Annotated in this window: 10 protein-coding genes; 4 read left to right on the top strand and 6 right to left on the bottom strand. The window is 69.9% G+C overall.

The window, feature by feature from the left end; all coding sequences use genetic code 11:
• Positions 1 to 48 precede the first annotated feature (48 nt).
• From ACFY0O_RS00840 to ACFY0O_RS00830, 3 genes are all read left to right on the top strand, one after another.
• Positions 49 to 885, top strand: a complete 837-nt coding sequence (locus tag ACFY0O_RS00840) for a glycosyltransferase family 2 protein (protein WP_388941005.1) — start codon at positions 49 to 51, stop codon at positions 883 to 885.
• Positions 886 to 1,509: 624 nt separating this feature from the next.
• Positions 1,510 to 2,055 (top strand): NUDIX domain-containing protein, encoded by a 546-nt coding sequence (locus tag ACFY0O_RS00835; RefSeq protein WP_388941002.1) that lies wholly within the window; start codon positions 1,510 to 1,512, stop codon positions 2,053 to 2,055.
• 214 nt (positions 2,056 to 2,269) lie between these two features.
• Positions 2,270 to 2,851: a GNAT family N-acetyltransferase gene (locus ACFY0O_RS00830; protein WP_388941000.1), complete on the top strand. Its 582-nt coding sequence runs from the start codon at positions 2,270 to 2,272 to the stop codon at positions 2,849 to 2,851.
• Between the two features lie 17 nt (positions 2,852 to 2,868).
• On the opposite strand, the gene ACFY0O_RS00825 is transcribed toward ACFY0O_RS00830, so the two are convergent.
• On the bottom strand, positions 2,869 to 3,414 hold the full coding sequence (locus tag ACFY0O_RS00825; RefSeq protein ID WP_388940997.1) for a hypothetical protein: 546 nt from the start codon (positions 3,412 to 3,414) through the stop codon (positions 2,869 to 2,871).
• A gap of 499 nt (positions 3,415 to 3,913) precedes the next feature.
• On the opposite strand from ACFY0O_RS00825, the gene ACFY0O_RS00820 reads away from it, so the two are divergent.
• The gene (locus ACFY0O_RS00820; RefSeq protein WP_388940996.1) at positions 3,914 to 4,516 is read left to right on the top strand and encodes a TspO/MBR family protein; all 603 of its coding nucleotides are present in this window, start codon (positions 3,914 to 3,916) and stop codon (positions 4,514 to 4,516) included.
• A gap of 429 nt (positions 4,517 to 4,945) precedes the next feature.
• On the opposite strand, the gene ACFY0O_RS00815 is transcribed toward ACFY0O_RS00820, so the two are convergent.
• The 5 genes from ACFY0O_RS00815 to ACFY0O_RS00795 form a co-directional block, all read right to left on the bottom strand.
• Positions 4,946 to 6,415, bottom strand: coding sequence for an NUDIX domain-containing protein (locus ACFY0O_RS00815; protein WP_388940994.1), 1,470 nt, complete (start codon positions 6,413 to 6,415; stop codon positions 4,946 to 4,948).
• Between the two features lie 66 nt (positions 6,416 to 6,481).
• Positions 6,482 to 8,413 carry an ATP-binding cassette domain-containing protein gene (locus ACFY0O_RS00810; RefSeq protein ID WP_388942211.1) on the bottom strand — a complete coding sequence of 644 codons (1,932 nt, stop codon included), beginning with the start codon at positions 8,411 to 8,413 and terminating at the stop codon, positions 6,482 to 6,484.
• Positions 8,414 to 9,643: 1,230 nt separating this feature from the next.
• Entirely contained in the window at positions 9,644 to 10,300 is a 657-nt protein-coding gene (gene leuE / locus ACFY0O_RS00805) for a leucine efflux protein LeuE (RefSeq protein ID WP_388940992.1), read from the bottom strand.
• A 62-nt stretch (positions 10,301 to 10,362) separates the two neighbouring features.
• Complete coding sequence (locus ACFY0O_RS00800; protein ID WP_388942208.1) at positions 10,363 to 11,169, bottom strand: radical SAM protein; 807 nt, start codon at positions 11,167 to 11,169, stop codon at positions 10,363 to 10,365.
• The gene (locus tag ACFY0O_RS00795; protein WP_388940989.1) at positions 11,166 to 11,852 is read right to left on the bottom strand and encodes a cobalamin-dependent protein; all 687 of its coding nucleotides are present in this window, start codon (positions 11,850 to 11,852) and stop codon (positions 11,166 to 11,168) included. Before ACFY0O_RS00795 ends, ACFY0O_RS00800 begins: the two co-directional genes overlap by 4 nt.
• Between the last annotated feature and the right edge of the window lie 121 nt (positions 11,853 to 11,973).

Below are 11,973 nucleotides of genomic sequence, written 5' to 3'. Positions count from 1 at the left end.
CTCCGCCACTAGCATCATCGTATTCGCCGATACCTGGAGTTTGCCGCTATGCCGTTGCCGCGTCTCGGAGTCGTCATCGTGACGATGGGCACTCGCCCGCACGAACTGGAGGCCCTCCTGGCCTCCGTGGAGAAGCAGGATGTTCCAGCGGCGCGGGTGGTGCTGGTGGGGAACGCGACGCCTCTCACGGACATCACGGCGGACATCACGAAGATCCCGCTCGAGGAGAACCTGGGCTGCCCCGGTGGCCGCAACGTCGGGTTGAAGCTGCTGCGTGAATCGGGCGACGTGGACGTCGTCGTTGAGCTGGACGACGACGGGCTCCTCATCGCTGATGACGTGTTCCGCAAGATCCAGCAGCTGTTCGCGACGGACCCCAAGCTCGGGATCGTGGGCTTCCGGGTCGCGGACGAGCACGGACACACGGAGCGGCGCTGGGTGCCGCGGCTTCGTGCCGATGATCCGATGCGCCGTGGCCTGGTGACCGCCTTCCTCGGCGGGGGCCATGCCTTCTCTGTCCCGATGCTGGAGCGGATTGGCGACTGGGCCGGCGAGTTCTTCTTCGGGCACGAGGAGACCGACCTTGCCTGGCGTGCTCTGGATGACGGTTGGAAGATCCTCTATGAGCCCGACCTTGTTCTTCAGCACCCCAAGACCTCCCCGGCCCGGCACGCGGTCTACTACCGCTTCACGGCGCGGAATCGAGTGTGGCTTGCCCGGCGGCGGCTTCCTCTCCCCTTGATCCCGGTCCGGTCTCTCGGCGGGCTGAAGGCGTGGTGCGGCGGCTTCGTGGAGGGGCTGCGCAATCCGTGCGGTCCCCGCAAGGCGATGAAGTGGCGCACTGTGTGGCGGATGACGCGGCTGGGGCGTCCCCCGCTGATCTGAGCGTCAGGACAGTGGACGCAGATGACGGTCAGGGGCCAGGGGCGTGAGGGGCTCTGCGGGTGACCGTTCGGGACGACGGACCGGGCGGTATCAGCCACTGCGGCCTGGACCCCACCGCATGGCCGAGGGCGTGCTGCGGCTCCTCGACCAGGTGCACTGGGACGAGGGATGGCTCCATCGGCTCACCGGACGCACGGGCCAGCCGCCGGTGTGCGCTGAGGGCCTAACTTCTGGTTCCTGCTGGAAGAGGCCCTGGCCAAGTGAGTCGAGGGCGCCGTGGAGGCTGTGGCGGCGAACCGGGCGAACTTTGCTGCCCTCAACCCGACCGGGCGCCTGCCCATCGCCTTGTCGGGAAGAAGAACCGGGCCAAGAGCGCCCTGACCTGCTCGTTAAGGACTTGGGCCCCTGCCACCCCTTCCCGGTCATGCGAGGCACGGGGTGACGCCTGCGTCGGCACGTGCTGACCCTGCCGGACGGCTTCATCGAGCACATCAGCATGGCGGCCGGCCGTGCCGCGTTCGCGCTGTCCGGCCTGCCCGCCGGCTGAACGACGCTGCCGGGTGGGCGGGTGAAAGGGGAGAGAGAGGCTGCCTGGCCGCCTGGGCGACCACGATACTGGCCGCCATGACCAGCACACCTGAAACCTTCGCTGCGGCCCCGTTCTCCCGGATCAAGATCCGGACCGGGGCCCTGGTGTTCTGCGGCGGCGACGTCGCCCTCATCCGCCGCGACCGCGCCGACTCCACGCACTACACCCCGCCCGGCGGCAACGTCGAGCACGGCGAAGACCTCGACGCCGCCCTCGCCCGGGAACTCGCCGAGGAACTGGGCCTCGACGTCGACCAGGCCGAAGGCGGTGACCTGATGTGGGTCGTCGACCAGCGCGTCACCCGCCCCGGGCCCACCCCGCCGCCGCGCAAGCTCCACCTGATCTACCGCTTCCACATCACCCCCGAACTGCGCGCCACCCTCGCCGAGACCGAACTGGACGAACTCCCCGACGGCAGCCACGAGACCGGCGTCATCGAGTGGATCGACTACCGCAAAACCGCCGAGCTGCCGATCTTCCCGCCCATCGGCCCGGCCCTTGCCGCCCTGCCCGACCCCCGCACCGCCGTCACCGACGCCGCCCTCGAAGCCGTCACCGACGACAACTGCACCTGGGTGTGACCGCCGACCTGCCCCGCGCAGGGTGCACACGCAAGCATCCGACCCGAAGAGGAAGGAGACTGCGGTGACCGTCGAAAACGCCGCCCGCTGGGACGACCTGTTCGGCCGCGACGTCGACGAACAGTCAGTGCAGTGCGTCCGGCCCCGCCGACACCCCCTCCCAAAAACGACACCGCCCGCTCGCCTCCCGGCGGGGTCTGCGCACAATCGGGGCGTGCAGATCCTTTCGTTCCCCGAGGCAGCCACCCCCGCCGGCCTCCGCGTGCAGGTGAGACAGATGCAGGACCGGGCGTGGCCGTCCGGGTCCGGCTCCGACACGCCTGCCCAGGCCACGACCCACGACCCCGCGCTGTGCCCCCTGTCGATGCTGCTCGTGGACGAGGGGAAAGTGCTGGCCGCGCTGGACATCCTGTTCAAGGAGATCATCCATGCAGGCCGGGCCTTCTCGGCCGGGGGGCTGAGCACGGTGGTGACGAGCGAGCACGCCCGCGGCCGTGGGTACGGCCGGCACCTGGTGACGGCGGCGCGCGACACGATGATCGCCCAGCACCTGGACCTCGGTGTGTTCACCTGCGACCGTCCGCTGCGGGCGTTCTACGAGAGCGCCGGCTGGAGCGTGCTCCCGGGGGCCGTCCTCGTCGGAGGAACACGACAGGCTCCCTTCCCCAGCGACCAGCCCGGCTACGACAAGATCACGATGTCGGACTTCTTCTCGGCAGCGGGCCGCGAGGCGCGGACGACGTTCCAGCACTCCCGCATCGAGCTGTATCCCGGGGAGATCGACAAGCTGTGGTGACGGCTCACGCCGCACGATCAGCCGGCCGCCGGCTGTCGGGCCTCTGAGCGCACCTGCAGCGTCATGGCGGCGAGCCGGTCCAGATCGATGCTCTCCGGGGCCGGCTGCGGGCCGTCCGGGTTGACCAGCGCCACCAGGGCCATGGTGTTCCCGTCCGACCATGCGCACATGGGCATGTCGACCCGGACGTCCCCATCGCCGGGCCGGGTGAGAACCTGGCAGCTCACCGTGATGTCGCTGCCCGCCGGGGTGATGTCCTTGGGCGGGACAGGAGCCTGCACCTCGGACGGCGCCGAGGCTCCCGACAGCAGGGCCGTGCGGGATCTGTCGTGCGGGGTCGTGAAACGGCCGTACGCCCCCGTCACCATGAGGATCTCTCTGGTACCCGCCGAGCCCTTCTCGTACTGGGCGGTGACGCGTGTGAGCTTCCCGGCAGCGGTGCTGGAAGGCCCCATGGGCGCATCGTCCTCCGAACTCGGCGGCGCGTCTTCAGACCGCTGGTAGGAGCCGCCGAGCAAGGTGTCGGGCAGGGAGAGCCGGTACTCCTCCGGCGCGCTCGCCATCCACCGCACCCCGAATCCCGCGGCGAGGAGGCCCACGACCGATACGGCGACGATCAGTACCGTCCTCCTGCCCCGCCGCCTTCCCGCAGGGCCGTCTGCCCCCGGGGCGGTGTGCGACTGCTGCGAGGTCCCGGACGTGTCGGGCGGGCTGGGCAAAGGCGACATGGTCATGATCAGACCCTACGGTCTCGAGGACCCCCGCCCAACGCCGGTCACCCCGCCCCTGCTCCGTCCCGGCGCCGAGCAGGGGCGGGGGAGCGGGGGCAGGTGGCCGGGGCGCGGCGGACGGGCAGGGCCGCCCCGCTCGCGAGCACCGCGCCGGAACCACCCGCCACCAGCGGGGTGCGCGACGGGACGCCGTTCGCCGCGCGCTGGGGCTGTAGCCGCTGGAGTGGCCCTCGGTGTCGTACGACGAACCGGCTCGCGCCCGGCCCGGTGCCGCCTCGAGTGCGGCTGCTCCGGCCGGTGTGAGGGTGCCGGGCGCGGGCACACGCCCGGCATGCGACTCTCCAGCGACGCGTGCCCGGGTGCTGGCGCCACCGTGCGCGAGGGCAGGGCGCGCCGGGCCGGTGCCTGGCGGTCCTACGCCGTATCCGCCGCAGTCGTCGCGGCGGCCGCCGGGCTCGGAGCCGTGGCCGTCGACCCCGACAGCCCCTGGTACCGGAAGCTGCGCAAGCCTCCCTGGCAGCCGCCCGGCTGGGCGTTCGGCGCGGTGTGGACTCCGTTGTACGCGGGCATCGCCTGGGCGGGCGGCCGCGCCTGGAACGCGGCGCCACCCGGCGGGCGGACCGCTCTCGCCGGAAGCTTCGCGGCCAACCTGGCACTGAACGCGGGGTGGAACTGGCTGTTCTTCCAGGCCCGCAGCCCCGCCGCCGGCCTGTCCGGCACCCTGGCACTGGACCTGAGCAACGCCGAGCTGATCCGCCGCACCGCCCGCGCCGACACCGCGGCCGCTGCGGCTCTCGTGCCGTACGCGCTCTGGTGCGGCTTCGCCTCCGCCCTGAACGCCTCCCTCCTCCGCCGCGACCGGCCACGCCGACCCGCCCCCGCAGCGGGCCCGGCATCGCGAAGCTGTGTTCGACGGCGGCGCGTTCGCGGGTGAGCAGGCGATTGCCTCCTTCTGCGCGTCGGTGAGGCGGTGGTTGCGGGTGGCCCTGCGGCTGGTAATGATCACCGGGTCCTCGGGATCGTCAAACCAGGTCGGTGAAGCCGAGGTCGGCCTGTACTCCGAGCCTGGCCTTGCGCAGACTCCGTTATCCGCTGGTACTCCGGGGTGAGGACCTCCACCCCTATGCCCCCGACACGGTCCGGCATTAGCCGCATTCCGCGCGCTACCGATCTCCGACCAGCACGAGAACCCCACCGAAGCGACACACCAGCCCCGCTGACCGGCAAGAATCAGGATGACGCGGCCACGTAGTTAAGGGTCGCCGTTCCCGCAGGGCCCTCGCCGACCGCAGCCGGCGTGATCCGGTACAGCAGCCCCAGAACCCGGCCACGACCGTGACGTCGGACTCGGCACTCACCCTGCTCACCAGCCCAGCTGGGAGTAGGGGCGGCCTTCGGCGATCGCGGCGATGGCCGTTCGGGTGTAGGGGACGATCCTGTCCGGCAGCTCCTGCCGCGGCCACCACTGCCAGGTCAGGCACTTGTCCGGCTCAAGGACCTTCGGTACCCCCTCCCACCGGCGGGCCTTTAAGACCAGCTGCATCAACGGCAGCTCGCCCACGGCGTCGACAACGTGGACGACGTGCGCGAGCTCCACGTCCCCGGGGTCGATGACGAGACCGGCCTCCTCCCTCGCCTCGCGGACCAGGCAGGCGAGGGCGGACTCCTGCTCGCACCGGCCGGCGAGGTAGTGCCAGGTGTCGCCCGCGTACTTCGAGTCGGGGTGGCGCAGCCCGAGGAGCACCCGGCCTTCGGCGTCTTCGAGGTGGAGGTGGACTCCGATACCGTTCAGCACCGTCCGGCTGCCCCCGCCCCATACGGCGGGAGCCGCGTCCGGCCCGACATCCGGAGGGTTCTCGGCCGCGTGCCTGCGCAGCAGGTCCCGGGTGGCGGGGCTCAGGCGCAGCCGGTCCAGCTCAGCGAGGGTGAACCAGCGCAGCAGCACACCCTCGTGCAGCGCGAGACGGTCGGGGTTGCCGCGCCACCGGCCGGCGAAGACGCGTACGGGGACGCTGAGGCCGTCGATGCTGGTGGCGGCCTCCACGGCGTAGGGTTTCACGTCCTCAAGGCGGAGGTCGGGCACCTCCTCGGACAGCTCCCTCAGCAGCGTGTCCTCCAGGCTCTGGGCGCCGTGCGTGCGGCCCCCGCCGAGAAGAGCGAACGCCCCCGACTGCCAGATGACGCCCGGCTTGTGGTCGCGCAGGTGGAGCAGGTAGCGGCCGGCCCCGTCGTGGATGAGCGCGGAAGCGTTCACCGGCTCCGGCCGGCCGTCCAGCCGCGTCGCCAGGAGTTTCGCGCGCAGTGTCGGCGAGATCACCTCCGGCTGGGGGAGCCACTGGGCGCCGGACACCTCCTCGTCCCGCGGCACGATCGCGGGCGGCTCCTCGCCGGCGAGGTAGAAGACGTAGCGGAAGTCGTAGTGGCGGTGGGCCGGTTCCCCCTTCGCCGGGTTCGCCTCGATGTCGTGGACGTCGATGTCGATGGGAGAGCCGAGCAGCTGCCGGGTCAGGCACAGGTCGCCCGGCGCGATCCCGGCCTCCTCCGACACCTCCCGCAGCGCCGCGGCGAGCAGCGTGCGGTCCCCCGGTTCGATGTGGCCGCCTGGCGTGAGCACGAGGCCGCCGGTGGCCCGGTTCCGGATGTGCATCACCCGGCCCTGCCGGTCGATGACGACGGCGCTGCACGTGACGTGCCCGGGCAGCGTCGTCCGGGCGGTCGCGTCGACGGGCCGGTCCAGCGCGGCGAGGAGTCCGGCCAGGGCGGCACGCTCGCCGGGGTGCCGGCCGAGGTACGCCTCGACGGTGGTGCGGATCGCGGTGGAGCTGGGTGGCATGGGCGTGGTCTCGCCTTCGACGGAGTGTGCGTGGTGGGGGGGCTGGGGGGAGGTCGCTCCGGTGGATCAGCTCGCCGTTTCGTGGCCGGACGGCTGGGCGCCGCGGGGGCCGGGAACGCCGTCGGGTGCCGGCGCGATTCCGTACTGGGCGGCCTGGGCGGTGAACATGCCCTGGTACAGACCGCCCTCGCGGGCCATGAGTTCCTCGTGGGTGCCGTCCTCGACGACGCTCCCCTGGTCGAGGACGTAGATGTGGTCGGCGTGCATGGTCGCGGCGAGCCGGTGGGTGACGAGCACGACCGCGTGCCCCTCCTCGGCCAGGGACCACAGCCCCTCGAACGCGGCGATCTCCGCATGGGGATCCAGCGCACTGGTCGGCTCGTCGACCAGCAGGAACGGCGCCTGCCGGTACCTCGTGCGAGCTGTCCCCAGCTTCTGCCACTGGCCTCCCGAGAGCTGGACACCGCGCTCGTAGCCCTTGATCACGATCGAGTCCCAGCCATGTGGCAGGCCCTCGACCAGCTCGAGCACGTCCGCCTCGCCGGCGGCCTTGCGGACGCGGTCCATGTCCCGGGGGCGGTCACCGGCGCCGATGGCCACGTTGGCGGCCGCCGTCATCTCCCAACGCGGGAAGTCCTGGGCCAGCAAGCCGACTTCGGCGAAGATCCGGGCGCGGTCCGCCTCGCGCAGCCCGACCCGCTCGCCCGACTCACCCACCCACCACACGTCTCCCTCGGCCGGCAGCAGCAGCCCGGCCAGCAGCTTGGTGAGCGTGGTCTTCCCCGACCCGTTCGCGCCGACCAGGGCCGTCACCTTCCCCCGCGGCACGCGCACGCTCACACCCTTCAGGGAGGGGCCGTCAGCGCCCGGATAGGTGAACGACACCGCCTCCGTCCACACCTCCCGCAACGGGGCGGGCAGCGGCGCACCGGAAGAGGGGATGGCGTTCTCCCCGGCGATCTTGATGGCGTCCTCGGTGTCGGTGAGGAACAGCAGCTCCTCGTACAGCCGGTTGACCTGCTGCACCAGCGACGTGAGCCGCGCCGTCGACGTACGGATGGCGATCACCGCGGTTCCGCCGACGGCGAGCGGGAGACCGCCGGTCGACAGCAGCCACCACAGCACCCCGTAGCAGGCCAGCGACGCCAGGCCGGCGAACCCGCCCGCGACCAGGTCCGTCGATGCCTGGGCCCGGGCCAGGCGCCGCTGCTCGGCCTCCGTCTGCCTGGACATCTCCTCGTAGCTGGACAGCAGCTTCGTGCCGGCGGCGTGCACGCGGAGCTCACCGGCGGCGTGCGGGCGGGTCAGGTAGGCCAGCAGGGACGCGATCGCCCTGCGGTGGTCGACCCAGGTCATCCGGGAGAGGTAGTCACGGCGGGCCGAGCGGACCGCGCCCCACCCCTTGGGCAGGGCGATCGCCAGCAGCATCGGCAGCAGCGCCCAGTGCAGCGCCGCGAGCACGACAGCGGCCGCCGCCATGCCGATCACCACATTGCCGACGCCGACCGACAGCCGCAGCATGCTGCGGGCCGAGTCCGTGCCGAACCTCCCCGCCTCCAGGATCCGCTGGACCTCCGGCCGCTCGGTCGCCTCCACCTCCACGCCGGTGACGGCCGTGTAGTACCGGGCGGAGACCGCCCGCTCCACCTGGGGCTCCAGCCGGCCGGACATGGCGGTCGACCAGGCAGACAGGACGGCGGTGGCCACCGCTACGACCGCGAGCACCGTCAGCGACGGCAGTGCCTCGCGGAGCTTGTCCACGGTCGGACCGTCGGCGAACAACTGCGCGAGCACGCCGTTCACCGCCACCAGACCCCACCCGGCCGCCACGCCCTGCCCGAGTTCGGCGGCAACGACCCCCGTCAGTGCGTGCCGGTCCGCCTCCCAGCCGGTGCGCAGGACCATGCCCACCATCCGCGGCAGCGCGGCTGCCATGTGCCCGAACTTCAGCCTGGTCAGCGGGCCTTCGTGGCGGACGAAGGACTGGTCGTAGCGCAGCCGGCCCCCGTACAGTTCCCGCTCGGCGTCCGAGATGTTGTCCGTGTCTCCGGCCTTCGGACCGACCGCGATCTCATCGCTGCCTGTTTCGACTGGCGTCAATGTGTTCCCCCCTGGTGCACGTGGTGGCGTCGTTGCCGTGCTCAACGACGCCGCACGATTTCGAGCACCTGTTCCTTTCGGACGGCTTGCGCACCCTGTGATTCCGCGGTTTCCCGAAGGTGCGCGGTGCACCGACCCTTGCCGCACAAGGGCCCGCGGCTCGACGACGGTTGGCCGAAACGCCGACGTTCGGGCGCTGGTCGGTGCGACCTCGTGGGGGGAGTGAGATGCCGGTAGGCCTCGGCGAGGCCGGCGGCCTGGGCGTTCCCAGCGACCGAACACCTTCTGCGGGGCTGGTTGGTCGCGCTCGATGGAGTTGAAGTCTCCAGCGACGATCAGGGGCGGCATAGCCGGGAAGGTGGAGCCGTCGCAGCGCTCCTTTGGGCGGCGGGAGGAGACGTCCAGGCCGAGGAGCCCGATGCCTTGGCCGCTGACGGTGCCGCGGGCGGCCGGGGCGCGGTGGGGTGTGACGGCGACCGGGCCCTCCACCCCCTAGGCGTCGGCCGCATGGCGGGCCGTGGCCTCCGCGCTCGCGCCCAGCTGTGCGGGAGCTGAGTCTGCGCAGGGGACGTCGGCGTGGTGGGATGCCCTCCTGTGGCATGGCCACGCGGTCTCCCTCGACCACCTCAAGGCGAGGCACCGCTCGAGGGCCGTCCCGTAGCCGCTGCCGCCATCACCGACGCGGCATACGCTACTGCGACTGGCGAAGGCCCGCTCCCACAACGAGTTCACAGTGCCCTTCGGCAGGCGACGAAGCGACGCACGGGCGTCGGCAACGGTGGCGTTGACCAGCCAGCGAGCGAGCGACTGCCGGGGCGACCCCCAACGTTGGGATGATTGACCCTAATCGATCGATATGTCCAATTCTTAAGAAGTCGCCGAAAATAGGGTTCCAGTCGCATAGAGTCGCAGGTCAGCAAGCTGCTTCCCGCGCCCGCGGCGGTGGTCCGGTCCCGTTCTATGGGAGCCCTCTAGACGCGCATGCGGATGGCCCGGACGGCCGCGCAGGGAGGGCAGGACCAACCCCGTCGCGCGAGGCAGCACTGGATCGCGGCGGCAAGCCAGTTGGCTGGATTCGGGAGTGTTGTGGGGTTGTCCGGCCCGGCATCCCCGGGCCGGACGACGCCCTCAATTGCTTGTCGTAGCCAGCTTCGCTGCGAAGCCAAGGAATACGGCTCCTGCCCCTGTCGTGAGGCTCGCAGACAGCTTCCGGCGGCGTCGGAACTGGGCGGCGAGATACGTTCCGCTGAAGATCAGTATGGTGACGTACGCGATGCTGATGACTTGGTAGACGGCGGCCAGCAGGGCGAAGGACAACGCCGGATACGCGTACTGAGGGTCGACGAACTGGACGAAGAACGAGAGGAAGAACAAGATCGCCTTCGGGTTCAGGACCGTGATCACCAGTGACCGCCGGAACAGCCTTCCGCCCTTCGGCAGGTCTGGTGTGGCCGGGGCATCCTCCACAGCCTTCTCGTGCCGGCGTCGCCACATGGCCCAGGCCGCCCGGATCATGCCTACGGCGATCCACGTCAGGTAGCCGGCACCCGCGTACTTCACCACAGCGAACACCAGCTCGTTGGCCTCCAGGAGCGATGCCAGGCCTGCGGCCGTCGCCACCATCAGCAGAGTCTCTCCGAGGAACATCCCGGCTGCGGCGCGGTAGCCGGACTTGACCCCCAGCTGTGCGGCGATCGACAGCGTGAACAGAGAACTCGGGCCCGGTAGCAGAATGATCAGCAGCGCCCCTATCGCATAGGTTGGTAGATTCTGCACTCCCAGCATTTCGGCACCCTTCTTTTCTCCCCGCCGATGCGTGACGGGGCGACCGCACTGAAGGAGCGCGGCTATCCGACGTTGTTCCCCGTGCGCACGTTGTGCGCGGTCACCATCTCGTCGACCTCGTTGATCCGCTCAAGGGCATAGCTCTCGCTGATGTGGGTGAAGTTGTCTGCCCAGAAAGCGCTCAGCTCGTCGATGTCGAGCAAGTCCTGATTGCCGAACCTGGCGAACATCTCCTCCCTGGCGTCCCGCGTCAAGGTGATGCCCAGCGCAGTCAGATAGCGGTCGACCTCCTCGCTGCTCTTGAAGAAGTTCGGCTGCTCGTAGTCGACCAGAAGATCCCATGCGGGACTGTTCGGCAACGGAATAAAGCGGGAGAACTCCACCGAGGAGAGCTCGACCTCGCCCAGCATCTGCCGGATGCCGGCGATGGTCCGGTCCAGCGTCTCCGGCCGTTCGCCCGGAGCGCCGGCGATGTACGAGGCATGGACCGAGATGCCGGCCTTGTTCAGCATGCGGATGGCTTCGAGGTTGGTCTCGCCGGTCGTCTTGTTCTTCCGCTGCGCCTCGAGCATTTCGGGATCGGCGGCGTCCAACCCGATGTTGGCACGGGTGACGCCGAGCCGCCGCAGCTTGTCGACGTTGTTGCGCTTGGTCAGCCCGAGGGCACGTGCGTACACCATGACCTGCAGCTCGCCGTCGTCGATGCGGCGCTTCAGGTGGGACGGGGTGGAGTCGATGAGGGCGTCCACGTAGCGGGGGCTGGCGGTGAAGCTGTCGTAGACCTCGAAGAAGAGGTTGATGCCGTGGTCGCGGTTGTACTGGTCGATCGTCTTCCAGAACCCTCGGGGGTCTCCTGTATTGACCGTCAGGTCCGCGATGGAGCAGTAGGTGCAGCGCTTATGCCGTTCTCGCAGCCGCGTGCGTTGTTCACGGTCACTGGTCGCACCTCATGTCCGTGGAGGTGGCCGAACTGGGCCCGGTAGTTCTCGGGGTATACATCGAGAACGTCGTCGATGAAGGAAAGGTCAGGAATCGTGTTGCGCAATGAGAGCGCGTACTTCGGGGCAGGATTTATGCGAATCCCGTCACCTTCCCGGTAGGCGAGAGAGGAAACCTCCGTTAAGTCCTCTTTGCCGGAGAGCAGGGCGCGCATCAGCTGCACGAACGGAATCTCGCCGCCATCGTTGGCTATGACGTAGTCGATCTGAGGCCGGTTACGGAGAATCATCTCGGGGAAGAAGATCGCGTGATCGTCGCCGAGGACGACCCGCGCACCGCATGCCTTGGCCGTTTCGGCGATCTTCAGGGCCTCGGAGTAGGTCGGCGTCAAGGCGCTGATGCCGACGATGTCCGGTGCGAAATCCCGGACGGTCTGCTGGACGGTCTCGGTGTTGCTGATGCCGCCGTCGACCACTCGTATGTCGACGCGGTCGCCCAGTGCCTCCCGTGTGGCCGTGGCTAGCTGCACGATGCCGATGTGGGGGTAGCAGGCGTAGTTGGAGGCGTTGCGGTTTTCCGTGGGGTTGGGGGCGTTCGCGAGCAGTAACTTCATGGGCGTTCCACCACCTGGTGAAAGGGGATCGACACGGACGGCCGACGGAGGCGCATCCGTACGGATCATGAAGATTTGCGCGGGTGATGTGCGTGTACTAGACATCAATCAGCCAGCGTGG

This window comes from Streptomyces sp. NPDC001594, from assembly GCF_042893675.1.
Classification (GTDB): Bacteria; Actinomycetota; Actinomycetes; order Streptomycetales; family Streptomycetaceae; genus Streptomyces.
This window is presented reverse-complemented; position numbering and strand designations above follow the sequence as displayed.